At 66.9% G+C, this 25,300-nt stretch carries 17 protein-coding genes; 6 read left to right on the top strand and 11 right to left on the bottom strand.

Features of this window, described 5'->3' with window-relative positions; translation table 11 throughout:
* Window positions 1–28 precede the first annotated feature (28 nt).
* On the bottom strand, window positions 29–952 hold the full coding sequence (locus tag IPI67_04655; protein MBK7579479.1) for a radical SAM protein: 924 nt from the start codon (window positions 950–952) through the stop codon (window positions 29–31).
* Between the two features lie 161 nt (window positions 953–1,113).
* Between IPI67_04655 and IPI67_04650 the strand changes: the two genes are divergently transcribed.
* Both IPI67_04650 and IPI67_04645 read left to right on the top strand, forming a co-directional pair.
* Window positions 1,114–2,436 (top strand): B12-binding domain-containing radical SAM protein, encoded by a 1,323-nt coding sequence (locus tag IPI67_04650; GenBank protein ID MBK7579478.1) that lies wholly within the window; start codon window positions 1,114–1,116, stop codon window positions 2,434–2,436.
* Entirely contained in the window at window positions 2,433–3,521 is a 1,089-nt protein-coding gene (locus IPI67_04645; GenBank protein ID MBK7579477.1) for a radical SAM protein, read from the top strand. Before IPI67_04650 ends, IPI67_04645 begins: the two co-directional genes overlap by 4 nt.
* A gap of 33 nt (window positions 3,522–3,554) precedes the next feature.
* Here the strand turns inward: IPI67_04645 and IPI67_04640 are convergent, their stop codons facing one another.
* Window positions 3,555–4,076 carry a hypothetical protein gene (locus tag IPI67_04640; protein ID MBK7579476.1) on the bottom strand — a complete coding sequence of 174 codons (522 nt, stop codon included), beginning with the start codon at window positions 4,074–4,076 and terminating at the stop codon, window positions 3,555–3,557.
* Between the two features lie 109 nt (window positions 4,077–4,185).
* Here IPI67_04640 and IPI67_04635 point away from each other — a divergent pair, with 109 nt between their 5' ends.
* On the top strand, window positions 4,186–6,081 hold the full coding sequence (locus tag IPI67_04635) for a radical SAM protein (GenBank protein MBK7579475.1): 1,896 nt from the start codon (window positions 4,186–4,188) through the stop codon (window positions 6,079–6,081).
* Window positions 6,082–6,086: 5 nt separating this feature from the next.
* On the opposite strand, the gene IPI67_04630 is transcribed toward IPI67_04635, so the two are convergent.
* The 5 genes from IPI67_04630 to IPI67_04610 all read right to left on the bottom strand — a co-directional run bounded on the left by IPI67_04630 (window position 6,087) and on the right by IPI67_04610 (window position 16,130).
* A complete protein-coding gene (locus tag IPI67_04630; GenBank protein MBK7579474.1) occupies window positions 6,087–7,904 on the bottom strand; it encodes a radical SAM protein in 1,818 nt (605 codons plus the stop codon).
* On the bottom strand, window positions 7,901–9,559 hold the full coding sequence (locus tag IPI67_04625; protein ID MBK7579473.1) for a radical SAM protein: 1,659 nt from the start codon (window positions 9,557–9,559) through the stop codon (window positions 7,901–7,903). The genes IPI67_04630 and IPI67_04625 overlap by 4 nt, the downstream gene beginning before the upstream one ends.
* Entirely contained in the window at window positions 9,556–12,690 is a 3,135-nt protein-coding gene (locus IPI67_04620) for a cobalamin-dependent protein (protein ID MBK7579472.1), read from the bottom strand. Before IPI67_04620 ends, IPI67_04625 begins: the two co-directional genes overlap by 4 nt.
* Window positions 12,687–14,285 carry a cobalamin-dependent protein gene (locus IPI67_04615; GenBank protein ID MBK7579471.1) on the bottom strand — a complete coding sequence of 533 codons (1,599 nt, stop codon included), beginning with the start codon at window positions 14,283–14,285 and terminating at the stop codon, window positions 12,687–12,689. The genes IPI67_04620 and IPI67_04615 overlap by 4 nt, the downstream gene beginning before the upstream one ends.
* A gap of 117 nt (window positions 14,286–14,402) precedes the next feature.
* Window positions 14,403–16,130 (bottom strand): serine/threonine protein kinase, encoded by a 1,728-nt coding sequence (locus IPI67_04610; GenBank protein ID MBK7579470.1) that lies wholly within the window; start codon window positions 16,128–16,130, stop codon window positions 14,403–14,405.
* 252 nt (window positions 16,131–16,382) lie between these two features.
* On the opposite strand from IPI67_04610, the gene IPI67_04605 reads away from it, so the two are divergent.
* On the top strand, window positions 16,383–17,639 hold the full coding sequence (locus IPI67_04605; GenBank protein MBK7579469.1) for an FAD-dependent oxidoreductase: 1,257 nt from the start codon (window positions 16,383–16,385) through the stop codon (window positions 17,637–17,639).
* A 35-nt stretch (window positions 17,640–17,674) separates the two neighbouring features.
* On the top strand, window positions 17,675–17,860 hold the full coding sequence (locus tag IPI67_04600) for a hypothetical protein (GenBank protein ID MBK7579468.1): 186 nt from the start codon (window positions 17,675–17,677) through the stop codon (window positions 17,858–17,860).
* Between the two features lie 67 nt (window positions 17,861–17,927).
* On the opposite strand, the gene IPI67_04595 is transcribed toward IPI67_04600, so the two are convergent.
* Together IPI67_04595 and IPI67_04590 are read right to left on the bottom strand one after the other, a co-directional pair.
* Window positions 17,928–18,236 (bottom strand): hypothetical protein, encoded by a 309-nt coding sequence (locus IPI67_04595; GenBank protein ID MBK7579467.1) that lies wholly within the window; start codon window positions 18,234–18,236, stop codon window positions 17,928–17,930.
* Window positions 18,237–18,354: 118 nt separating this feature from the next.
* Complete coding sequence (locus IPI67_04590; GenBank protein ID MBK7579466.1) at window positions 18,355–19,596, bottom strand: hypothetical protein; 1,242 nt, start codon at window positions 19,594–19,596, stop codon at window positions 18,355–18,357.
* 135 nt (window positions 19,597–19,731) lie between these two features.
* Between IPI67_04590 and IPI67_04585 the strand changes: the two genes are divergently transcribed.
* Window positions 19,732–21,876 carry a molybdopterin-dependent oxidoreductase gene (locus IPI67_04585; GenBank protein MBK7579465.1) on the top strand — a complete coding sequence of 715 codons (2,145 nt, stop codon included), beginning with the start codon at window positions 19,732–19,734 and terminating at the stop codon, window positions 21,874–21,876.
* Between the two features lie 3 nt (window positions 21,877–21,879).
* Here IPI67_04585 and IPI67_04580 read toward each other — a convergent pair whose 3' ends face one another.
* Complete coding sequence (locus tag IPI67_04580) at window positions 21,880–24,099, bottom strand: radical SAM protein (protein ID MBK7579464.1); 2,220 nt, start codon at window positions 24,097–24,099, stop codon at window positions 21,880–21,882.
* The gene (locus IPI67_04575) at window positions 24,096–25,205 is read right to left on the bottom strand and encodes a radical SAM protein (protein MBK7579463.1); all 1,110 of its coding nucleotides are present in this window, start codon (window positions 25,203–25,205) and stop codon (window positions 24,096–24,098) included. Before IPI67_04575 ends, IPI67_04580 begins: the two co-directional genes overlap by 4 nt.
* Between the last annotated feature and the right edge of the window lie 95 nt (window positions 25,206–25,300).

Raw genomic sequence — 25,300 nt, 5'->3', positions numbered from 1 at the left:
GCGGAGGCAGGGTGAGCTCGTCGCTTGCTCAGCCCTTGGCATCGGCTGCCGTCCGCGGCTCGACGCGCGCGCGGCTCAGAGCCGCGACCACGACGCCGGGGCACTCGCCGCGGTCGAGGCACGGCTCGCATGCCGGTGGGAACGCCGTGGCCTGGCCGCGAAAGTAGAGGGTGATGCAGAGCGCGGCGTCCCGCGGGAGGTCCCGCGCGACACAGCGAGGGAATCCGACCAACGCGACGTCGCGGCTTCGCCCGAGTGCGGCATCGAGGGCCTCGTAGCTCGGCGACTCGGTCGCGTAGTCGAAGAGGGTCTCCTTCGGTCGCACGGGTGCGATTGAAAGCTGCGTGCCGTACCGTTCGCGAACGAGGCGCGCGAGGCCTGCCAGAGAGGCCAAGGTTCGCACGAGCGCGAGTGTGTGGATGCGTACGGCCATGCCGGCGCGATGCGCCGCGTCCAGCCCGCGGAGGGTCTGCTCGAACGCCGCGCGCCCGACCACGCCGTCGTGCAGCGCGGCTTCGGGTGAATAGAGCGGAGCCGCCACGGTCGTGACGCCGTGAGCCGCCCACTGTGCGACCACGCCCGGCTCCGCCAGGCGTAGACCCGAGGTCATCACTTCGATCTCGCTGAAGCCGACGGCTCGGGCGAGCGCCAAGGTTGGATCGAAGCTCGCGTGGCGCGCCGGCTCGGTGCCGACGATGCAGAGCCGACGCACGGAAAGTGCGCGGTTCGCCTCGAGCCAGGCGGCGACTCGCTCGAAGCGCGTGATGCTCTCCGGTGGCGGGTTCGTCACCCCGGTGTTGGCGCAGAAGAAACAGCGGCTCTCGCAGGCGTTCATCAGGAGCAGGAGTCCGGCCGGCGGCAGCTGCCACTCGGCGAGTCGTTTCAGCTGCTCCGAGAGCGGCGCGCCGAGGAAACCGAGCACGCTGGGATCCTCGTGAATCGTGCCAGCCACGCATCGCAGAGTAGAGCGACTCTCTGGCGGATGAAACAGCTCCGACCCGGAGTGCATGCCGACTGCCATTCGATGCGTCCGCGTGGGGTTGGGAGGCCGGCGCGGCGGCAGTGCGCCCGCCGCCCGCAAAATGCACTACGCTTGCTGCGACTGCCCTCGCCATGCGCGTTGTCTTCGTTCACACGGCGCTCCCTGGGGTGCGCTTCAACAGCTCGATTGCTGCGCTGTCGGCGTGGCTCGAACAGCATGGGCATCAAACCGGGTTGCTCACGGTTCCCGAGCGCGCGACGGATGCAGAAATTGATGACGCGCTCAGTCAGACCGGCGCGGAGGCGGTCGCGCTTTCCTTCATGACCTGTCGCTTGACGCTGGCGCAGCGGGTGGCCGCGAGCGCACGCCGTGTCTTGCCGCGGGCGCGGGTGATCGCGGGTGGCGCGCATCCGACGATGTATCCCCACGAGACGCTGGCGGAGCTCGACGTCGATGCCGTGGGTGTCGGTGAGGGGGAAGAGCCGCTGCGCCTTTGGTTGGAGGATGCCTCGCGGCACAACCCGGGGATCTTGCGGCGCGCGAAGCTGGACTCCCTCGAGCGCTGGTGGGCACCGGAGGTCGACGCGCTGCCCGACTGGAATCGGCGGCTGTTCGGCGCCGTGGAGAACGAGGGCAACCGGTACGAGGTCGCGGTAGGGGTGGCGTTCGCCCGCGGCTTCTGCCCCTACACCTGCACCTTCTGTGGCGTGGATGGTTACCGCCGCGCGAATCAGCAGCCCAGCAAGGGCGCCATGCGCATGCGCAGCGTGGAGCGTGTGCTCACGGAGCTCGAAGCGGTGAAACGTGCCGGGCCGGTGCCCAACGGGTTCGCCGCCTGGGACGAGATCTTGCCGCCAAAAAAGGAGTGGCTCGCGGAGTTCTTGCCGGCGTACCGCGCGCGCATTGGGCTGCCCCTGGCGGCGCACGCGCGCATCGAGCAGCTCACCCCGTCCGTCGTCGATCAGCTTGCTGCCGGCGGGTGTGACTACCTGGTGATCGGGCTCGAGACCGGCGACGAGGCGTACCGCGCGAAGTTCCTGGACAAACGTTTCACCAACGCACAGGCCGTGGCTGCCCTCGAGTTGCTGCGCAACGCCGGCATCACGTGTTTTGCTTCCTTCATGCTCGGGTTGCCGTTCGAGACACCGAAGATGCTGGCCGAGACGGTGCGGCTCGCGCAGCGGGTTGGTCCGACCGTCCTGTCGTGGAAGTACTACACGCCGGAGCGCGGCACACGGCTGTTCTCGCTGGTGGAGCAGCACGGGCTCCTGATCGACGAATACATCGACCACCCGTTTGGTGCCGACGAACCCATGATCCGGCTCACGCACTGTAGCCGCGCGGACATCGAGAAGGCGCAGCGGGCGCTGTCGCTCCTGCCTTCGCAGTCCGACGAGCGTGGCACGTACGAACGCGCGGGCGTCGACGCCGGCGTGCTGGAGTACCGCTCGTGATCCCGACCCGGGCAGAGGCCCACGAGCGGCTGCAGGAGATCCTGGAGCGCGGGACGGTGAATTTGGGCGCGCGGGCCGACACGGAGCGCCTGATGCTGATGCTCACGCGCTCCTGCGAGCTGCGCTGCGGTTATTGTTTCGTCGAAAAATCCGAGACCGCGCCGACCATGCCGCTCGCGACGGCCAAACGTGCCGTCGATCTCTTGATGAGCAGCCAGCGCTCGCGGCTCGAGCTCCAGCTCTTCGGAGGCGAGCCGACCCGCTCCTGGGACTCGCTCGAGACCCTGCTCGACTACGCCTTCGGCCACCCGGGCCTCGGAACACGACGCCTGGAGCTGATCCTGACGACCAACGGCCTGGGGCTGGATGCAGCGCGCGTGCGGGCGCTCGAGCGATGGCCGGTGGTGGTGCTCTTCAGCCTGGACGGGGACGCGAGCGCGCACCGGCGCTTTCGCAATGCCCACCTGCTCACGGACGACGAAGCCTACCGCGCGATCGATCGCGGCATCGATTTGCTCCAACCCAGCAAGCTCAACTGGTTCATGAACGCGGTGTTGCCTCCCGCTGCCGCCGACGATGTGGTCGCGCGCTTCGAGTGGGCCGTGGAGCGAGGTATCTCACGCCTACAGCTCAACTACGCCGTCGGCATGCAGTGGTCCGAGGCGCAGAGCCTGGCGTATCTCTCCGGCCTCCGAGAACTGCTCACGAGTCATCATCGTGATGCCCGCGGGGTGGTGCTCTTCAACTGGCGGAGCGACTGCGAGCCGGTGATGCTGAGTGACGACCTGATCGTGGACGTCGACGGCAGTGTTCTCCACGACGGAGCGATCTTCCTCGAGCGGGCATTCGCTCGCTTGAAGGACACTTACCAGCGGGGCCACGTGAACGAGCTCGAAGCGTTCGACCCGTTACGCTGGGATCTGCGCACCATCTACGACACGATGGTCTCGACCTATCCAGAGGGCAGCGTCGAGCGGGAGATCATCCTGCACAACATCAACTTCGGCGCGCGCGTCGATCTGATGATCCTGGCGCTTTCACGGGAGCTCGGCAGAAAACCTTCCCGGGGTGCGGGGCCTGGCTGAGGCGCGCGCGCGACTGATCGGCCACGAACCCCGTCAGTTCGTGGGCAAACACGGCTTCATGCACGCGCTCCAGATCTCGAGGCACGTCTTCGGCAACGGCTCGCCGGCTTCACACACCCAATCGGGGGTTGCGCCGGCGCAGTCGATGAACGCATTCCACGCGCCCGCGCAGCTGGTCGGAAAGCCTCCGAAGACGCCCTCACAATCCGTTTGGGTGACGTTGGGACAGCCTGCTGCGACGACCTTCTGACAGATCGCCGTTTTGTCCACGCTGTCACCGCTCCCAGAGGTGCTCGTCGCGCATTTCGGCGCGTCATCGCCGCCGTCGAAGGGGATGTCGCCGCCCGTGCCGCCATTGCCCCCGCCCGATGCGCCGCCGGTGGAAGCGCCGCCGGTCGAGGCGCCGCCGGTCGAGGCCCCTCCACTGGAAGCTGAACCGCTACCAGCGCTACCGCCGGTGCCACTGCTCTTCGAGCCGCCGTCGTCGCTGGAGCAGGAAACCAGGCCAAGAACCGCCAGAACTGAGGACGCCGCGCAGATCTTCGCAATTGACATGACCACCTCCGAGGGGGGAACTTATCACGCGTCGCGGCCCGAGCGTGAGCCGCTTCTGGGGCGCCGCGCCGGCGCGCCACGTGCGACACTCTGTGGTAGTTTCTATCGCATGGCTCGGGTCGTCGCCTTCGAGCCCCTCGTCCCTCCGAGCGCCGGCGATCGTGCGCCGTGCCGCGCGAGTCTCACCACTCGAGGCAGGCGCGGGGCTTCGGAGCTCGAGGTCGTGGTGTTCGATCACGACATTGCCCTCCAGGCATTCCGCTCCGGCGGCTGGGCTCTGGCCGAGCTCGAAGGAGCAATCGCTGGTGCCACCGAAGCCTTGGTCCATCCGGACTCTCCACTGGGCCCGCAGGTTCATGCGCGCGGCCTCGCGCTCGGTCGTGAGCTCGTCGAGATCGACGACTACGCGGATCTGAGCCAGGAAATCCTGCAAAACGGGCTGTTCATCCTCGAGCGCCGACCGGGTCTCTTGAAACGCCCCGGCATCATCGTCTGGGGCGAGCTCTCACCGGTCGAGCTCAGCCGTGCGCTCGCTGATTGGGCTGCGCGCGCGGAGCTGCCAACCAAGGGCCGCGCCATTGCGCTCTCGGGAGCCGGCTTCTTCCGCGACCGGCGCCGCGTCGATGCCCTGACCGAGCACATTGCGCGAGGGCCCCTCTGGCTTCGAGCCGTGGATTTCACCGGCGCGGCCGACGCAGCCCTCCTGGTGAGCGCGGTGCGTGCGGTGCTCTCAGGATGGGTCCGCGGACCGACTGAAGAGCAGGTGCAGCTCCGCCTACCAGAGGACGCAAGCCCGGAGCTGGTGCGCGTGGCCGAACGGCTCGATCCGCTCGACGTCGACGTGCTCGCGCGCCTCTCCGATGTGTGGCGGGACGACGAGACGCTGCGACGTCGGGTGGATGACGGCGAGCGGGTGGTGTTCTTCGATGCGCTCGAGCGCGCGCGGCGCTCAGGGGACACCGCCGCCGAGGGCCGCGCTGTCGGTCGCGCCGAGGAGCGCCTTGGCAGCGCCAGTCGCTGGATCCGCGCCTTCCGTCGTGCGTCGATGGACCGCCGCCCGCGCCTGACTTTGATCCCGACCTGGCAATGTGAGCTCCGCTGCAAGTACTGCACGATCCCGAAACAAGACGGGCGTGTGATGCCCATACGGACCGTCGAACGGGCCATTGACCTCTTGCTGTCTGGCGGCTCGGAAGAGGCCGAGGTGCACTTCTTCGGCGGCGAGCCCATGAGTGAGTGGGAGCTCGTTCGGCATGCGGTGGAGTGGGGAACTGCTCGTGCGAACGAAGAAGGCCGGCGCATCTCGTTCATGATCACGACGGACGGTTTCGGCCTGAATCCCGAGCGCCTGGCCTTCTTGTCGAGGTTTCCCGTGCGCTTTCAGCTCTCACTGGACGGCGCGCCGGAGACACAGAACGCATTTCGGCTCAAACACGCGGGCGGCGACTCGTACCCCGAGTCTCCGGGTGGCAAGGTGGCGATGATCTTGGCTTCGGGTGTGGAGCACGAGGTGATCCAGGTCGTGCATCCGAGAAACGCCGAGCGCATGGCGGAGAACTTCCGCCACATCGTCGGGCTCGGGTACCGCAAGCTGCAGCTCAACTACGCGCTCGGCACACGCTGGGAGGAACCAGCCCTCGTCACCTTCGCCGAGGGCCTGATGGCAATCGGAAAGGAGCTCGACAAACACCGTGCGTCCGGCGATCCCGTCGAGCTCGTGAACCTCGGCGAGACGCTCTTGACCGTTCGAGGCAACCTGGAGGTCAGCGTGGATTGGGACGGTTCGATCTTCGGGACCTCGGCGTTTCTGTACATCCCCAAGTACCGGGAGCAGTTCCGGCTCGGGCACCTGGACGACGGCGCCTCGTTCCGCCGCTACGTTCACGACGGTTTTCCGATGGAGCACCTGCTCGCCCACTGGTACCGCGAGGGCATGGCGGACAACAACCGCTCGGTCGGCTCGGTGTTGATGAGCTTCGTGCGCTTCATGCGCGCCCGCGACTGACGGCGTCAGCCCGCGCCGGGCGACGCATCCGCCTGCCGCTCACACATTCGCCTGAGCAGTGCCGCGTAGTCCTTGCTCGTGTCGAACTCGGGGCCCCACACGCGTTTCACCCGCTCCGCGACCTCCGGGCTGTACAAAAACACCCGGTAGATCAGCATGTCGGCGTGATCCCCGCAGTCGCTCTCGATGCGGTCGCCGTTCACGTTCACGACGCCGAGTCGCCCGAGTTTGTCCCAGCCATGCGGTGAGACGTCCCAGGGATCGACACCCCAGAGGGTTCGAAACTCGGACAACGAAAAACCGGTGTGGAGGTTGTGCACGAGGAACCGGTGGCGCTCTCCCGAGTCGTCCACCGGCACGGCGCGCATGCGCCGGCGCTTCTCGCGGTCGGCCAGCAGCGCTGCGTCGATGTCGCCGTTCGGCACGTCGGGTTCGTAGTAGTGGGCCCCGAACGAGTGGGAGCGCGCTGGGTTGCCGAGGCCGAGCAGCGACCCATTCAGTTTTCGCAGGTCGTAGTCCTGAATGTTGGCTGCGTCCTGGGTCTTGCCCTGGCCCTGATCCATGTGGGAGTAGCCGCCGCCCTGGAGGCGGTCGGTGCCCCAGGCGAGCATCTCGTCCCGCAGGCGCACTTGCTCGTCGCTCATGCTCTGTCCGCTGAGCGAGTACTTGGTCCAGGGCTGCGGTCGGAACGCGTTGATGTGGATCGAATCCGGCGCGAGGCCGAGGATGAACTCCATGTCGTCCTTGAACGACTGGACCGACTGGCCGTCGAGCCCGGCCATCAGGTCCACGTTGACGTGGTTGATGCCGAAGCGTTTGGCGGCCTCGACCGCCGCCGCCACCTGCTCGGGTTTGTTGAAACGACGAGCGCGTCGCTGCGCCTCGGCGTCCAAGGTCTGCACGCCAACGGTCAAGCGGGTGACACCCCCGATCTTGGCCAGGACCTCGATCTTCTTCTCCGACAGCGAGTCCGGGTTGCCCTCGAAGATGATCTGCGTGCCCTCGGCGATGGCAAACGAGCTCCGCAACGTGCCGAGCAGGTTCTCCAGCGCAGTCGCCGGCAAGAGGGAGGGTGTGCCCCCACCGAAGTAGATGCTGGTCAGCTCGGTGCCCGAGAAGACCGGAGCGAAGCGCCGCATGTCGTCGGAGAGCCCGTCCACGTAGGCGTCGAATCCGGCGCGGTCGAAGCGATCGGTCTTGCCGCAGTAACAAAACGTACACGCCACGGCGCAGAAAGGGATGTGCACGTAGAGCCCCACCTTGCTCGGCGCCGAGCCGTCGCGGACTCGGCCGAGGGTTCGCTCCCAGCCGTCGAGCACGTCCCGCTCCGAGACCAGATCGCCGAGCGGACGCACGTGGGGGTACAGGTCCTCCGACGTCAACGCACGCCAGGCCACGTAGGCCGCAAATCTGAGCTCACCTGCCGAGCGCTGATGCTCACCGGCCGCTGCGTCAGTCTCACGACCACGGAATCTCACTGGCAAGTGGCTCTTTGCTGGGAAGGCGAGCTCGACTGGATCGGCCCGATCCATCAAGGACTTGAGCACAATCAAGTGGTGCTCGGTCTCGCGCGGCAGCTCCTGTTCGGTGTTCGACGTGATCGAGAGCGAGAGGGTCTGGGTGTGCGCCCACGATGCTTCAGCGTCGCGCGGCCTCACACCGAGCGAGACCTCCACGCCGTCGAGGTTGAGCCAGACGATGATCTCACCGGCGCCGTCCTCCAGCCGCGACGAGGTCAGCGGTGCATGACGCGCAAACAGCTTGAGCACGCGTTCCAGCCATGCGCGTGCGTCCTCGGATGAAGCGGTCTTTTCGCCGGTCATGTCACTCTGAGCCGCACCCGCTCACGGTCCGGGGCGGACGACCACAGGTCTTTGCCTGACGCGCGCAGGCCGAGCTCCGCGACCTCCGTGCCGGGCCCGGCCTCGGCGGCGGCGCCCGGTTGGCTAGCCGTCAAGTCGAGCATGGCGGAGAGTGCGGAGGTTGCGTAGGTTTCGTCGGAGGTCAGCTCCGCCCCTTCGTCGTCGCGCAGCACACTCAGCTGGAAGCGCGGCGATGATGCCAGGAACGGAGCCGCGGTTCCGGCTGGAACCAGACCGAAGCGCAGACCGGCGCCGTCCGTTCGTCGTGCGCTGAGCACCAAACTTCGGAGCTCGATCTTGTCGGCCGCGGCGTGGTCGATGACATAACCCCCCGCGAGTTGAATTCCACCCTTGCGTGCGATCAGCTTGCGGAACCGCCGTTCGTACTCGTCGAGCCAGGCGCCGAGCTCGTCGGACACGTGCCGGTCGCGTTTGCCGAGGTAGGGGCTCTTGCGCTTGCGGGTCAGAATGTCGACCTCGAGCCCCTGACGGCCGAGCTCCTCCATCACGAACTCGCGCCGCCGCACCATGTCGGCGGCGGACAACACCAACGGCGGCGTTCCGGGGCGGGGCTCGTAGTTGTTGTACTTGGCGTAGTCGAACTTGCGTCCGACCTCGACGGACCGCAGGAACTCTTCCCAGCTCTCGTCACCGAAGCCGTAGATGATGTCGGTGCAGGTCACCAGGGTCGGATCGGCGGTCTTCAGTCGCTCGATGCCCCGCATGACCTCGTCAATCGAGTAGGTACGGCGCATTCCATCCAGGATGCGCTGGGAGCCGGACTGAACCGGGAACACCAGCCACGCGAACTTGCCACTGTGGAAGAGCGGTTCGATCTCGTCGATGTGGGAGAAGAAGTTGGTCGGCTCGAACGCCTCCCCGTGGATGAAGAAGTCCTCGGGCAGCTCGACCAGCGCCCGCAGCAGATCGACGACGGTCTGGCCGTGGTCGTGCCCCCAGGTCGAGAGATCTGTGGACGCGAGGAAGAAATCCCGGTGTCCCTCGGCTAGGCCGCGCCGGACCTCCGCCAAGATCTCGTCGAGCGTCATGCTCTTTGGGCGGCCCGTAGCGCGACGAATTGCACAAAAACTACAGCGGCCAAGGCAACCGGTGCTGACGGTGATCTGGAACAGCCCGTCTCGGGGGTCCGCGCTGGAATACCGGTCCTTGTGGAACGCGGTCGGCGTCGACTCGAAGCTGGTCAGCGTGTGATCGAAGATCAGATCGAGATCTTCCAGGTGTTTTGGGCCCAGCATCGCGTGCCGGGAGACCCCCTGGAGTGAGTCCTTCACCTTGTGGTGTTCGATGCGGGTCAGGCAGCCGGTGACGACCACGGCGGCCTCGGGGTTGCGATCGCGGACCGTCTGAATCGCGTCGTAAGCGAGCTGCGAACGCGTGTCGTTGTAGCCGCAGGTGTTGATCACCTGGACGGCGGCGTTCTCCGGCTCGTCGACCACCGTGTACCCGTTCAGCTCGACGAAGTCGTGGATCTTCGAGGTGATGAGGCCCGCGTAAGGACAACAGGCAAAGGCCTGATGGATGAAGACGTTGGCGCCCTTCTCGATGCTGAACTCCGGCGTCTCGTGCCGCATGGTCGTCGGGGAGTCAGCGCTCACGAGCTCACCTCTGCGGCGGCAGGGGCGCGGTCCAGGCGCGCCAGCATCTGACACACGATGCGGACGGCTTCCGGACCGTCGTCTTCCGGGGTCACGAACGCCAGCCGGGCACCCCGTCCGATGGGGGACGTCATGGCTCGTTTGTCGAAGGCGTCGATGGTCATGCTGTCGGTCCCGAGCCCAAACCGCATGCGCACCCCGACCAAATCCGAGTGCGGTACGCGAGACAGCTCAGTATACGGCGTCCAACCGGAGACGCCCAACCGGCGTTTCAGCTGCTCGGGCACGCGAGAGAAGCGCTCGAGCACCTCGCGGACCCAGGCTTCGAGGGCCGCTTCGGCCGTGTTCGGCGCGGTGGCGAGCGCCGGTCCGCGCGCGTCGTGGTTCCACGAGCGGCCGTGGCCGAAGGCCTCGTACCCCACCATTTCGATGGCGGCCCCGCCCTTACGCAGGCTTGCCATCCAGTCGATGACCACCTGGTAGTCGCGCGCAGTCAGACCCGGGAGAGAGCGCACCGCGTACAGCTCTTTGGCATCGATCTCCAGCCCGTAGCGCGCTTTGGCCTTCGCGATGGGGGTGCCGGGGAGCGCGAGCAGCGGAAACGTCGTGATGCGAACGCCGAGCCCGAGCAGGTACTCGATGCGATGCTTGATCTTGTCGGCCGTGTCGAAGGGCACCCCTGTGATGACATCGACGATGGGCTGCTGGATGGGTCGCACGAAGTCGAGCGCCGCCTCGAACTCGGCGCGGTCGAAGCGAGGGCGGTTGAGCGCAGCGAGGCCCGGATCGTCATCGGTCTGGAGCCCCAGCATGAGCCGGCGCCACGGCAGCCGCGCGAGCAGCGCCGACTGTTCGGCGTCGAGGCAGTAGTACTGGAGGAAGGCGTTCCAGGTGATCCGGCGCGCCGGATCGGCCTCCTCGAGGGTCTCGACCAGGTGGGTGAGGTGCGGCGTCGAAAAGTTGATGGCCGCGTCGCAGATCAAGATCTCGCGAAACCCGTTCTGCTGCGCCCACTCGACGTCGCGCGCCACGTACTCGCGAGAAAATCGCGTCAGCTTGCGCTCACCCATGGGCCAGGCGCAGAACGAACAAGCGACGGGGCAGCCGCGGGTCCACTCGACGTTCAGCACGTCGACCGAGGCGACCTCCGGCACCAGACCGTCTTGCAGCGGCGCTCCCACTTCGTCGAGCACTTCGAGGACGGACGGCGTGGTGGTGGTGGCCACCACGGCGCCGGCTTCGTCTCGGTAGACCAGGCGCGGGATCTCCCCGAAGCGAGCGCTCGCGAGGCGGGGTGTCGGGTCGGCGAGCGCCTCGAGCCAGGCGCCGAAGGCCCGCTCGGCGTGACCGAGAAACACGAAATCGATCGCCGGCTCGTCTCGGAGCAGGTCTTCGCCGATGTCGGTGGCGCTGGGGCCGCCGACGACCGTGATGATGTCGGGCGCGCGGGTCTTGAGCTCGCGCATGACCTCGGAAAACAGCTCGATGGTCCAGGCTTGCAGCGTGAAACCGACGATGCGCGGTGGATCATCCAGGATCGACTTCAGGACCTCCGACGCCGTGGTGTCGGGCCGGCCGGGGTAGTGCATTGGCCACACACTCTGATCGAACGCGTAGCGCCGAGCGAGCTCGGGGCTGCGCTGGGCATGGGAGATCAAGAAGGGTGCGCCGAGCCCCACGTTCACGCCGCCGTCGAACACGTTGGTGTGGTGCAGCTGGACCAACGCCTTGTCGGCGCGGATGCGGCTGCGGAGACCTTCGAAGAAGTCACTGGTGGTCGAGATCCCGTGACTGTCACGCTCGAAGCCCCGGACGTGATGTCGGGTCTCGGAGAGGCGACGCGCCGCGAGCTCGAGACAGCGCAGGTGCTCGCTGGCCGAGAGCGCCGGCGTCTCGTAGACCCAGTATTGCCGTCGTGTGTCGGGCTCGATACCGAGCTTCTTGCGGTCGTTCCACATCTGCGTGCCCGGGGAGCACTGCAGGGGAAAGACCGTGATGTCACCGTCGAGCGTGTCGAGCAGGTAGTCCAGGCGTGAGGCGAATTTGGCGTAGGTGTCGCCGGGCACGCCGCTGATGATCGAGATCCCGGGCCGTGAAAACGAGGCGATCTCGCCCACAGCCCACTCGAAGCGCTCGCGATCGAACGGAGGACGCCCGACCACTTCGCGGCCAAGGGCCTCGTCGGTCTGCAGCCCCATGCACAAACTCTTGAAACGCACCCGACGGAGCAACTCCACTTGCTCGGGTTTCAAGGTTTCGTACATGAGAAATGCGGTCAGCTCGAGCTCTTGCTGGGGATCACCGGCGACGATGGCGTCGACGTATCGACCCAGTTTGTCCGTCGTGAAATTGATGGCGGAGCAGTTGAGGACGAGCTCGTGAAAGCCGCGCTCCTTCGCCCAGTGAATGTCGTCGACCATGCGGTCGTGTCCGGCCAGGTTGAGCTTCAGGTTGCCCTTGCCCCAGCTGCAGTACGTGCAGCCGATGGGGCAGCCGCGGGACCACTCGACGTGCACCTTGCGAGCGCGACTCACGTCCACCAGCCCCGCGCGAAACACGGACGGGACCTGGTCGAGGATCGCAGCGGACGCGCCATCCGAAGCTGTCCCCTCCCAGCCGGCCGGGCGGTTCACGTACAACCCGGCCGTGCCCAGGGCCCGACTCGGATCCCCCGCACCCAGGGCACGGAGCAACTCGACGAACGCGAGCTCGCCGTAACCGCGCACCAGGAAGTCGACCGGCAGGTCTCGAACGAGCTCGGTGCCGCAGTCCGTCGCCATCGGCCCGCCAACCACGACGCGGATCTCCGGGCGTTCTTCCTTGATGATCTGAATGGCGTCCAGAAACACCTTCTCGGACCACGCCACCACGGTGAAACCGACCAGGTCGGGTTGGTCGGCGAGCACTCTCGCGGCCACTTCTTCGGCTTTTGGGGTACGCGACGAAACCAAACCCGAGGCCGACACCGGTCCGCCGCCCTCCCAGTCGACGGCCTCGAACTCCCAGCTCTCGCTGAGCTCCGGGAAGGTCTTGGCGTACGAGATCAAGAACGGGACCCCCAGCCCGTAGCGCATGCCGTCGTCCCACATGTTCATGTGGTGCAGCTGCACGCGCCTCGAGCCGGAGCTCATTTCGCGGTCCCGACCAGGGGCAGGGAGCGTGGGGCTCGGGGTTCCGCGGGTGCGTCAGCCGGGTACAGATCGAGCTCCTGGAAGATGGGTCTCTCGAAGCAGTTCTTCCAGCGGTCGCAGCCCGCGCAGAAGTGTTTCCAGTCCTTCACCGGCACACTGGTGAGGCGCGTTGCATCCTCGGTGAGCGCCTGGGTGAAGAGGCAAACGTCCTTGCGGCAGGCGTGAGCAGCTCGCGAGTACGCGGCCAGGCCCTGGGCGATGCGCGCGCTGTATTTTCCGGGGGTGAAACCGATGAAAACCGGGTGCTGGTGCTGCTCGTAGAAATCGATGAAACGGGTCGCGTGCGAGGTGACGGCGTTGCCCTCGGGATCGAGGTTCATCACCGCCCGCGGCTCGATGGCGAGGATCTCGGCGTTGACCTGGACGTATTGGTACTTCTTGCGAACCGTCTCGATGAAGGCGAAATGTTCCCCGAAATGCTCGAGCTCTTCGAAGGGGAGGCCCGTGAGCATGCAGAGATCGGTGCGGATGCCGTGGGGCTCGAGCAGGTCGATGGCGTCCATCACCTGCTGAGCCGAGAAATAGTTGCTCTTGTTGCGTTTTCGCAGCTCGTCACTGCCCGTGTAGACAACGAAGTCGATGCGGCTGCCCGGCTGGAAGGTCTCGGCAAATGCGTCGACCCAGCGCTTGCTCGGGATGTGCAGACACTCCTGCACCATCTTGATGCGCAGGCCCGCGCGGCGGATCTCGGCGAAGAGCTCCAGAAACCAGTCTTCGGTCTTCGTCGGCTGGAAGGTGTTGTACCAGGTGTCCAGCCCGTACTCGGGCATGCGCAGCAGATCCCGCATCATGGCGGGGATGGGGCGCCACGAGACACTCTTGCGTCCGGAGATGAACTGCTGCGCCTTGGCGCCTCCACCGCAGAACGTGCAGTTGTATGGGCAGCCACGGCCGGCGTTGCAATAGAAGATCCCCGCATCGCGCCGATCGAGACGGATTTCGCCTTCCATCACGCCGCGCTGGTTGTAGTACTCGGCGTGGCGCAAGAGATCGAAGCGGCAGTAGGTGTAACGGCCGAGATCTTCGTCGGAGTTGACGTGGTGGATCTGGCTGACCGTGTAGGCGCCATTCACCAGGCGACACAGGTTCGGCACCTCGTCGAGGGACGCGCCTTCGGTGAAATGCCGCGCGAGGTTGAGGAGCGCCATCTCTCCGTCGCCGCGGATCACGAAGTCTATTTCGGGAAAGGTCTGGAGGATCTCCGGCGTGAACGACGAGGCGGTGTAGCCTCCGATGACCGTCTTGACCTCAGGCAAGGCCGCCTTGATGCGGCGGGCCAGCTCGATCACCGCGCGGCTGGTAGCGTGCCAGTGCAGATCCATCGCGACCAGCTTGGCGCCGGACCGCCGCACGGCGTCGACGACGTCGAACTCGGGATCGAGCCGCTTTTCGATCGCGTGGTGAACGATCTCGACCCGAACCCCGTGCTCGTCGAGCCAGTTGGCCATGGACACGAAGCCCATCGGCATCAGGTGGATCGGGCACGAAGGCTCGATGTGCTTCGACTCGTGCACGAAGATGACGTCGAGGCCCACGGCGGGGATTCTAGCACTGGGCGGGCTCCTGCGTATTCAGGACGGCGTGACCGTTGGGTCTTGGACAAAGCCTGTTGCTCACGCGGGAGCGTGCACGCGGTGTGATGAGCCTGCTGCTCAGTCGCTCAGACCCCGGAGCTCGCTGCCCCAGGGTTGCTGCGTGATCAGCTCGTCGGCGACCCTGCGCTGGGCCACCGACAGTTTGCCCGCGAACGCGTCGGCGAGCAGCGCGGCGAAGTGTCGCGCCGTCGCGGGGCGGAGCTCACGGCGTTTGGCCAGCACGAGGGCCAGCACGCGCTCGACGTCGGTGTTGAGCTTCACCAATCCAGAGGGACGCGCCGGCTGTTTGTACACCACGTTGTAGAGCGTCTGCATGCTGTCGGCGCCGGTGAACGCGGGGCGACCCGTGAGCACACGATAGGTGACCACCCCCAACGCAAAGACGTCGCTGCGGTGATCGACGTCCCCACCCCGCGCTTGCTCCGGCGACATGTAGCTCGGCGTACCGACCGTCGCGCCCTGCGTCAGCGTTGCCTGGCTCTCGTGGAGCTTCGACACACCGAAGTCGAGGACCTTCCAGCGTTTGCGCCCGCCCTCGGCCGCGTGAAACAGATTCTGGGGTTTGATGTCGCGATGCACGATGCCGTTCGCGCGTGCCACCTCGAGGGCTTCGGCCACGTGCTCGACCAACTCGAGCGTCTCCTTCGCGCCCAGGCGTTTGTCGTGCCGCAGCCGCTTCCCTAGATCCTCCCCGCTCAGGAGCTCCATCGCCAGGTAGGGTGCCCCGTCATCGGTGCGCCCAGTACCCAGAAGCCGGGTCAGGTAGGGTGAGCTCAGAGTGGCTGCAACCTCGGCCTCGCGGAAAAACCGCGTCAGCGCGCCCGGCTCGGAGAGGGTGCCCGCGTTGAGGAACTTGAGCGCGGCGGGAGAGCCGTCCGCGGCCTGCGCCGCGTAGACCTCACCCATGGCGCCGCGTCCGATCAAGGCGTCCACCATGTAACCGTCCACGGTTTGCCCCGTGTACCGACCGAGCCGTGCGGCCTGCTCGCGATCCAGGTCCGCGCGGGCCTCGTTGAGCAGCGCGTCGCGTTGCTCGATGCTGCGAGCTGCGCCTTCCAGCCGAAGGAAGGCGTCGCGGGTCGCCGAGCGGGCGCGTCGTGCGCTCCAGAACGTGACGGCAAGGAAGGTCTCGAGCTCGACCGACAGCACAACGAGCCCGGGTAGGTCGGGATCGACGAAGCGGACCAAGCCGCGATCGAGCGGCATTACTCCCGCGATCGAGAGCACGAAGAAGAGCAGATAACCGAGCGCGAGCGTCAGAAAGACGACCCAGCCGAGCGGCTTGTCGTCGCCCGAGCCGTAGAAAAAAATCCCGAGGGCGGCGGCCACGATGGTGCCCGAAAAAACTCCCACCGAGGCCGCGGCGGCGAGCACACACGCGACGCCGCAGAGGGCCTGGAACATGGCGAGCCGCGCGTCGTAGCGCGAGCGATCGCGAAACCGGAGCAGGAGCCACGCGGTGATGACGAGGGTGCCGCCGTAGATGAGGGTGCAGACTGGGCGGTATGGCAGGTCTTTGGGGATCCACTGAGTGATGAGGGCGCCGACGGCCACGATCGCCATGACCTTCATGATGGCGATGACGCGTTCGGCCTCTTCGCGCTTGAGGATCAGCGTGCTGCTGCGCGTGCGCAGATTGGTGGTGCCGGCTGAGCCCGAGCGATTCTGCCCGGAGGTCGAGCCGGAACCCGAGCTGCTGGCGTGAGATTGTGACGGCGCCGCGACGGAGGTGGGTTCCTCGTCCGGGGGGCCTGCTACGAGCGTATCGCTGTCAGGGTCCGGCACTTGTCCGCCCACCCCCGCCGCCGATGAGCCAACACCGCGCGCGTCGCGCCGAGGCCGGTGACGTTGTGTTGGTCATTGCCGCTCGCATGTCGCACACCCGCACGACCACCCGTGTCAGTGCGATCTTAGCCCGTCGGCGCTCGAGAGGGCGACTGGATCTGGGCTCACGCCGCGCAGCGCTGGCTGATTTTGGAACAGCGAACCAGCACGGGCCCCGATTCGATCCCGTGGTAGCCTGACCCCGGCGAGCAGATGCCGCAGCGAATTGCCATCATCGGCGGGGGGATTGCCGGGCTCACGGCCGCTCATCTGCTCGCGCCGCTCCACGAGATCACGCTGTTCGAGAAGACGGATCGCCTTGGAGGCAACGCCTACACTCACACCACGCGGGATGGATACCAGGTGGACATTGCGGTGGCTGCCTTCGGGCGGGCCGGCTATCCGAAGTTCTATCGTCTGCTCGATGAGCTGAGAGTCTCGACGCAGCGCTCCCCCGGCGCGTTCATCAGCCTGCATAATCTCGACTCGGGCAAGGGGCTCTACATCACCCCGTGGAGCCTCGAGGGGCTCTTGGCCCAGCGTTTCGAGCTACTTCGACCGCGGCACGCGGCGGATCTGGTTGGACTGTACGTCGGTCTGCGCGGGCTCCTCGCTCGCTGGGAGCGCGGTGAGCTGCGGGGGCTGACGATGGCGGAGGCGATCCGCCTCGTGCCCACGGTACGGGGTGATGGTCGGAGGCTGCTGCTCTCGGCGCTGTGTTTGATGTCGTCGATGAGCGGCGCGGAGGTGCTGGCCGGGCCCGCCGAGTTCTTCGTGGGCAAACTCCACACGCACGACGACGTGCTCTCGCCCCGCGCGCCGTACTCCGTGCGGTGCATGTCACACCAGACCAAGAGCTACGTGGATGCGCTTGCCCGTGGGTTCCGGGACCGAGTCGTTCTTCGCGCCGACGTCGCGCGGGTGCTGCGCGACGAGCACGGCGTCACGCTCGTGGATGGCGCCGGGGAGCAGCGCCGCTTCGATCAGGTCGTGTTCGCGTGCAACGCCGACCAAGCGCTCGCCTTGCTCGAGGCGCCAACGCCGGACGAACGGACGTTGCTCGGTGCCTGGCGCTACAAAGCCGGCAAGGTCGTGCTGCATCGAGATCACTCCTCGTTCCCTCCCCGCTCCCTGACGCAGGCTTATACGTTCCTGTACCGGGAAGCAGACGGCGACTTCGAGACCTCGGTGTCCGGCGCCATGTGGCGGCTGCCGGGTGTCGATTCGAAGTGCCCGTACCTGTCGTCACAACACCCGAACTTCCCCATCGACGACAGCCTCGTGGAGCTCGAGACCGTGCTGCGCACGCCGATCTTCGATTTCGAGGCCTTCGCCACCCAGAAGCGCCTGCCCGAGCTAAACGGAAAGCAGCGGTCTTACTTCTGTGGCAGCCACTTTGGACACGGCCTGCACGAAGACGCGGTCAAGTCCGCGGTCGACGTAGCTCGGATGCTCGGCGTCGCCTGGTAGCGCTCGGGTCGCCCGAGTGAGCTATGCTGCTCCGCATGGGGACTCCTTCAGCGTTGGCAGTGGGGGTGTTGCTACTCGCGAGCGTAGCGGCCTGCGGGTCGAGCAGTGACGGCGGCAGCGACACGAAAGACGCCGGGAGCGGCGGAACGAGCGCTTCTGCGAACACGGACGAGCTGGGATCTCGAACTTTGGGCGAGGCAGCAGGGGAACGAAACATGTAGGAAGCCGAGTTGCCGGCCGACAGCTCCGCCAACCCATCCGGCCCGACGTTCTTCACCACCAGCGTCATCAGCTGCGCGTCCGGATACTGCGCGCGAGCTTGGCGCTCCGCGGCCGACAGGTACGCGATGGCGTCGAAGCGAGCACCTTGATCGCAACACGGCTGCCGATTTCGGGGTGCACTCCGAGATGCACGTCACCCATCCCACCGCGTCCGATCAGGCGCTCGACGCGGTAGCTCCCGACGACCCGGCCAACGAGAGCGCCGAAGCCGCTCTCGCCGCGAAGCGACGCGGCGGTCGACTCCAGCGCCGCGCCGTCGTCGGTGCAGCACCCGGGCCTGGGGTAAACCCGCGCGCACTGCGGGCACACGTACACCTGGCGCAGGATCCACCAAGCCGATGGGTGCGTCCAGAATGGGGGGAACGGTCGGGGCGAAGGCGGCTGTTCTTCGCGTGGCGCGGTTCGGCGCGGTCCACTCCGAACGCCGCCCGAATCACTCGCCGCGCCTGGCGCGCCAATATCCGAGCGCCAGCTGGATGATTCCGACGGCGGCGATGAATGCGAGGAAGCCGATTGGTAACGTCGCGATGAATCCGACTGCCTTCCGCAGTGTGCCTCGTGGATAGCGGAAGGCGAGCGCCGTGAATCCGAACATCCACAGGGAAGACATCGCCACAATCCACAGCAAGAAGGGCTGGAACTCCCGCCGCATCGACGCTTCGCGGGAGCTCATGTCCTTGTGCCGGAACACCCACGACGGCAGGTAGTGCAGGTAGTGCAGCAAACGGTCGCCGGCGGCGCGGTCGCGGCAGTCTTTGCCCCACTCGGGCTCGCCCGCTTGCTCGAAGAGTCGGGCCGCCTCGAGTAGATCGGCGCGCGCGGCCAGGTGTTCGTGCAGGCGGTGCCGGGCGTTCGCGCGGGCATTGAGGGCCCGAGCGCGCTGCCAGTCGTCGAGCGCAGCCTCGAGCGCCTCGTCGGCGATGGAGATCGCTGCCTGGTGGTGGAACGCCTCGACCTCCAGCCACGCCAGCTGTTCCAGACACAGCGCCTGACCCAACTCGTGCTCGACTCGCCGAGCCAGCTCGAGGGCTCGCTCGAAGGCGTGACGCGCGGGCAGGTATTCGTTGCGCTCGGCGTGCCAGAGACCAACCGAGTGGAGGATGATCGAGGTCGCGCCATCATCCTCGCCCTGCTCGGCGGCGGTAACGGCGCGCCGAAACAGCGAGCGAGCCTCGCGCGGCTCCGCACGCTTGACCGCAGAGCGAGCCGCACGCAGGTAAGAAAAACCTGCCCGCGTCGGCAGCCCGGCGGCCTCGAACGAGTCGGCTGCGCGGAGGCGCTCGCGTTGGGCGTCTTCAGTTCGCCCGAGCGCCTCGAGCGACTCCGCAAGCTCGTCGAGTGCGTGGGGTAAGTCCTCGTCGAGCTCGTGCTCCTCGGCGAGCTTCGTCGCCCGCTCCGCGTGCTCCAGTGCGGCGGCGGCATCGTCTCGAGCCAGCGCCGCGCGAGCCGCGTAGTACTCCAGCAACACCCCGTCGCCAGGATCGTCACGCCCGATGAGGTCTTCGAGCTCGCGCAGCGCTGCGGTGGTCTCGTCGGCATCGTCCTTGGTCAGGCGCAGCTCGAGCAGCTCTCGCACGAGCTCGACGAGCTCTTCCTTCGGCTGCCCTTCCAGCCGGGCCGCCTCCAGCTGAGCGACGAGCAGCGCGTTCTTCTCGGAGTACTCCTCGTCAGCCATGCGCGCTCCGCTCAGGATAACCGCGCGGCGCGCCGAGGGAACCGTGAGCCAGCAGCGTCCGCTCGGGACTGGCAAAATGGTGGGGGCCCGGGCGCTGCGCTTGCGGCGGTTGTCCGGCCGTGTTCGCTCCGGGTCGTGTCCAACGTTCACCTCAGGGTCTGTCCGCTGTGCGAGGCCACCTGCGGGCTCCGCATCGAAACCGATGGCGTTCGGGTCACCAAGATCCGCGGCGACGAGCGCGATCCCTTCAGCCGTGGGTACATCTGCCCGAAAGGGGTCGCGCTCGGTGACCTGCACCACGACCCGGATCGATTGACCCGGCCGCTGCGCCGCAGCGGCGACCGCTGGGACGAGGTGGGTTGGGACGAGGCGCTCGACGAAGCAGCGGAGCGCCTGAAACGAGTGCAGCGCGAACACGGCAAGAGCGCAGTCGCCGTCTACCTGGGTAACCCCACCGTTCACAATCTCGGTGCGCTGCTGTTTGGCCCACCCTTCCTGAAGGCACTCGGGACCCGGAACCGCTTCTCCGCCACGTCGGTGGATCAGCTCGCACATCACGTCGCTGCCTGGGGCATGTTTGGCCATCAGCTGCTTTTGCCGGTGCCGGACATCGACCGCACCGACCTGTTCGTGCTGATCGGCAGCAACCCCCTCGCTTCCAACGGCTCGTTGATGACGGTGCCGGACGTAAAGAATCGCTTGCTGGCCTTGCGGGCGCGTGGCGGCAAGCTCGTCTTGGTCGACCCGCGCCGCACGGAAACGGCGGCGCTGGCAGATCGGCATCATTTCATTCGTCCCGGCACCGACGTGTATCTGTTGGCGGCGCTGCTCCAGGTGATCTTCTCGGAGAAGCTCGAGCGCATCGGGCGCCTCGGACAGCACACGGATGGGCTCGCGGAGGCCATGCGGGCTGTCGCCGACTTCTCACCGGAGCGCGCCGAGCTTCACACGGGAATAAAGGCCGACGACGTTCGTGCCCTGGCGCGGTCTATCGCGGAGGCCCCGAGCGCGGCCGTGCATTCACGCATGGGTGCGTCGACGCAGGAGCATGGAGGCCTGTGTCAGTGGCTGACGCAGCTCCTGAATCTGGTGACGGGTAACCTGGACCGAGCGGGCGGCGCGATGTTCACGACGCCGGCGCTCGATGTCTTCCGCGTGGGAACCCCTGGGCATCTGGGAGTCTGGCGCTCGCGCGTCCGCGGTTTGCCAGAGTTTGCCGGTGAGCTGCCGGTCGCAGCGCTGTCGGAGGAGATCGAGACGCCCGGCGACGGACAGATCCGCGCGCTCGTCACCTACGCGGGCAATCCCGTGCTCTCGACCCCGGACGGACGGCGCCTCGGGCGGGCCCTCGAGCACCTGGACTTCTTCGTTGCCATCGACCTGTATCGAAACGAGACCACCCGGCACGCGGATCTGATCCTGCCGCCAACGGGCCCACTGGAGCACGAGCACTACGACGCGGCGTTCTACGCGCTCTCGGTGCGCAACTTCGCCAAGTATTCACCACCGGTATTTCCCAAACCTGACGACTCGCGCCACGACCACGAGATCCTCTCCGGCCTGACTGAGCGTCTCTTGCGCGGGAGGTCCCTCGCCGGCAGCTTGGGGGCGCGGGCTCTGGAGAAACTCGGTCCGGCCGGCCTGCTCGATCTCGGGCTGCGCGCCGGACCCTATGGGCTTCGGAAAGGCCTGGGCGGGCTGAGCCTCGCGCGGCTGCGGGCCGAGCCGCACGGAGTCGATCTCGGCCCGCTCGTGCCGCGCTTCCCGGATGCCATCAAGACGAAAGATCGTCGGATCGAGGCTGCGCCCAGGATCTTCCTCACGGCGCTCAGCGAAGTGGCGCGGGCGGAGCCCGCGAAGGGCGCCACCCTCTCGTTGATTGGCCGCCGGCAGCTCCGCGGCTGCAACTCGTGGATGCACAACGTGCCGAGCCTGATGACCGGGAAGGAGCGATGCACCCTGCTGATGCACCCGGAGGACGCTCGGACGCGTGGGATCGCGGCCGGTGACTCGGTGCGCGTTCAATCTCGGGTCGGAGCTGTCGAGCTGCCGGTCGAAGTATCGGACGAGGTGATGCTCGGTGTGGTCAGTATTCCCCACGGTTTCGGCCACGATCATCCCGGAACCGCCCTCGGAGTGGCTGAACGCCACGCGGGGGTGAGCATCAACGATCTCACCGATCCCGAGCGCCTCGACGCGCTGACGGGAGCGGCTGCGTTCTCGGGAGTGCCGGTCGAGGTGGGCCGCGTCGGGGTCACGCCCGAACCGGGCTCGCGCTGAAGCTCACGCCGTCCGGCGTCGCAGCTCGACGGGCTGGCTGCCACTCTTTCCCGGGGCGAGCGGGTTGGCGCTGGGTCGCACGCTCGTGGCAGCGGCACGCTCGTCGACCTCTCGCCAGATCCCCTCACACTGGCCCTCGAACGCGCAGCCGGCGCACGCGGGCACGAAGCGTTTCGCGTCGTTGCGGCGGGCGCGAGAGAGGTTCTCGGGCTCTCCGTCGGCGTGTACCCATTCGTCGAACGGGCGACACTGCTCGAAGAGCTCGAGGTCCGCCGGCAACAGGCACCGCGGTAGACCGGACACCGAGAGCTCGAGCGAAACGTCGCGAGCCTCCTCGGCAGCGGCGAACATCGCGTCGCTGGCTTCGCTCAGGCTCGGCAGCTCCCCCGCCGGGACTCGCTGCCATCCGGCGGGAGTTTGCCCGTAGACCAGGCACACCTCCGTCACGCGATGTTCGGCGAGCCAGCGGATCCAGGCCCGAACCGTCGCGACGTTGAACTTGTCGAGCAGTGCGAAGGCCAGCGCCATGCCGCCGTCGCGGGTCCAGCGCAACAGGCCCTTGCGAGTCTCGAGTAACGCGCCTGGGGACGCGACGCGGGCGTCGTGGTGTGCGTCGCTGAGCGACCACAGCGGCACCACGAGGCCGCGGATCGCGTTGGCTTGCTGGGCTTTCCGGAAAAAAGCCCGGTCAGCCAGACGTCGGGCATGGGTCTGCACCAGGACACGCTTCGTGTCCCAGCGCTTCGAGCGTTCGAGCAGCTCGAAGAAGTCCGGGCGTTCGAAGGGCTCGCCCGCCGCTCCGCCCAGCACAGTGCCGGCCTCGGCGCGCCAGGTCGAGAGCCGCAGGTTTCGATCGAGGGTCTCGAGCGGGATCTCCGGCCCGACGTCGACCCAGAGCGTGCGGTGCTGGAGCATCTTCTCCATGCGCGTGAGCTCCGCCGCGGAGTTCTCTCCGGTGTAGAAGGGTGCCGGCGCCATTTCATCCGCGTAGTAGTCGGCGCCCAGCACACCTTGCTCGACCGCGACATCGTGGAGCACGGTCCCTGGATACAGGCGGGTCGTCCAGATCAGGATCCGATCGGCGTCGGTGTCCCGCACCAGGCCGGTCGTCTCCCGCAGGCTGTCTCGCGTCTCACCCCGGTTGCCGATCATCAACATACACGTGCTGTTGATGCCTGCGGCGTGCGTGTCGTGGAAGGCCTGCACGACGCTGCCCAGCTTGAGCTTCTTCTTCATCGCCTGGTGCACGGCCGCCGCGCCGCTCTCGATTCCGAAGCTGATCTCCCGGCAGCCGGCGGCATGCATCAGGTCCAGGAGCTCGGGGTCCACACGGTCGGCCCGCGTCATGCAGATCCACTCGATGCCCAGCTGCTTCTCGATCATGAGCCCAAACAGCTCGACCGAGTGCGGGCGCAGCCAGGTCAGGGTGTTGTCGCCGAAGACGAAGTCCCGGTGTCCGTAGCGCTCGACCAGGTGCTCGATGTAGTTGGCGATGTACGCGGGCGAGTGCATGCGTGTTCGCCCTTTGAACTTCGACATCGGGCAGAAATCGCAGCGCCACACACACCCGCGGGAGCCGAGCACCATCAGCGCGGAGCGCGCGAGGTAGGGGCCCTTGCCCTTGGCGAACAAGCCCGCGTCCCGCTCGGCGGCGTCGCCCCGGCGATATTTCCTCAGCTCTTCCGCGACGCCGAACAGATCGAGGTTCGGATACGGGAGCTGATCGAGCTCGGTGAAATCAGGGCGGGGCGCGGTACGGGTGATGCCGGTCTTGCTGCGCAGACACAGTCCCGGAACCTGGGCGACGTCGCCGCCGGCTGCGAGGGCGCGCACGAGCTCAGGCAAGGTCTCTTCTCCGTCGCCGATGCAGACGAAGTCAGCCGGTGTGCGCTCGAGGATCTCGTTCGGTTCGATGGTTGGGTAGGGACCGCCGAAGATGATGGGCAACGTTGGCGCGAGCTCTTTCACGCGGCGAGCGAGCGCAAAACTCTGACCCCGGGTGATGGACAGACACGAGATCCCGAGCAGCTCCGGCCGGTCTTCCTCGAGCAGGCGCGGCACGTCGTCCAGCATGGCCTCCAGGGTGGAGCGGTCCCAATCGTAACCCTTGACCTGGTGGCCTTCCCGCTCGAGCAGGGCGCCGAGCAACGCGAGGCCCATGGGTGGACCGAAATAACTCGGCGACGGGTTCGGCGTGGGCGGGGCGACGAGCACGATCTTCACGGGCGCGGCCCCCGGGCGGTGCCCTTTTCGACCGCCGAGTATTTGTTGAAACACCCGCGACAGCCGCCGAACAGCCCACGCGCGAGGATGCGCTCGCGGAGGCGGCGAGCCACGCTGCCGTTCCAGATGCTCGCGGCGTCGTCGGTGTGGATGTTGCCCAGGCGAAGATCGTAGCAAACCCAGACATCGCCGTTCGGGATCAGGTTCACCTGCGTCCACGGCGCCGCGCAGAAGTCGCGAAATGGCGCCGGCAGGTACGTCGGATCGCGGTAGTACGCGGCGACTTCGTCAGCGTCGATCTCCGGGAAGAACCCGACCCGACCCGGATGACGCTCCAGCACTCGGTGAAAGATCCGGAGCAGCTCTTCAGGATCGACTTGCACGGGCACGGTGCCAAAGCCACTCCAGAAGTGGCCATCGGTATCGAACTCGGACAGATCGGCCTGGTGCGCTGCGAGCACTTCGGGTGCGAGGAACATGGGGTGTACGAAGCGAAACGTGTCGACGGGCACGGCCAGCCCCAGGACCGCGTCGGCGATCGTCTCGATCTCCGGGAAGGCGGCGTCGGAGATGGCGAAGTTGACCTGGATCTCGATGTCCGCCGCTTTGAGCTCCGCAAACAGGCGACTGAGCTCGGAGACCCAATCCGGGGCACGCAGGCCGCGCCGCCACTCCTCTGGATCCGTGAACGAGAGCTGCAGGACGTCGACGTGCTCGATGACGGCGGGCATCTCCCGGGCGAGGAAGCTGCCGTTGGTCGTGAGCATGACGCGGTAGTCGAGCTCTTTTGCCAGAGCCGCGACGCTGGACCACTCCCGGCTGACCAGCGGCTCACCCCCCGAGACGTTCACCCGCCGGGCGCCAAAAGCGCGCATCCCGTCGAGGAACCGGCGCATGGACGCGGAGTCGAACGGTGCGTGCCAGCGTTTGTCCCCGCCGGCGTGGGACACCCCCGTCGTGCCCCAGAAGGGACACAGCGGACAGCGGATGTTGCAGGCAAAGTTCAGCATCACGCAGATCTCTTTGACCGTGATGGCACAAGAGAGATCTTCGGGCTTTGCCAGCCCGCGCGCGCCGAGCAGCGCCCCGCCTGCGTTCGAGAGCATTCGCCTTTTCCTGTGCTCCGAGTATCTGCTCGCGGGTGGCGACGGTCAAACCGTCCGGCAAGTGAGAGCCCGCGCCGCGCTCGAGAAACCCGCGC

This window comes from Myxococcales bacterium (assembly GCA_016706225.1).
Classification (GTDB): Bacteria; Myxococcota_A; Polyangia; order Polyangiales; family Polyangiaceae; genus JADJKB01.
The sequence above is the reverse complement of the archived record's forward strand: the minus strand, read 5'-3'. Positions and strand labels throughout refer to the sequence as shown.

Coding starts and splice junctions, on each gene's coding strand:
- IPI67_04620 (MBK7579472.1), bottom strand. CDS start 12,690: ATGAGCTCCGGCTCGAGGCGCGTGCAGCTGCACCACATGAACATGTGG.
- IPI67_04590 (MBK7579466.1), bottom strand. CDS start 19,596: ATGGCTGACGAGGAGTACTCCGAGAAGAACGCGCTGCTCGTCGCTCAG.
- IPI67_04650 (MBK7579478.1), top strand. CDS start 1,114: ATGCGCGTTGTCTTCGTTCACACGGCGCTCCCTGGGGTGCGCTTCAAC.
- IPI67_04640 (MBK7579476.1), bottom strand. CDS start 4,076: ATGTCAATTGCGAAGATCTGCGCGGCGTCCTCAGTTCTGGCGGTTCTT.
- IPI67_04630 (MBK7579474.1), bottom strand. CDS start 7,904: ATGACCGGCGAAAAGACCGCTTCATCCGAGGACGCACGCGCATGGCTG.
- IPI67_04575 (MBK7579463.1), bottom strand. CDS start 25,205: ATGCTCTCGAACGCAGGCGGGGCGCTGCTCGGCGCGCGCGGGCTGGCA.
- IPI67_04635 (MBK7579475.1), top strand. CDS start 4,186: ATGGCTCGGGTCGTCGCCTTCGAGCCCCTCGTCCCTCCGAGCGCCGGC.
- IPI67_04605 (MBK7579469.1), top strand. CDS start 16,383: ATGCCGCAGCGAATTGCCATCATCGGCGGGGGGATTGCCGGGCTCACG.
- IPI67_04600 (MBK7579468.1), top strand. CDS start 17,675: ATGGGGACTCCTTCAGCGTTGGCAGTGGGGGTGTTGCTACTCGCGAGC.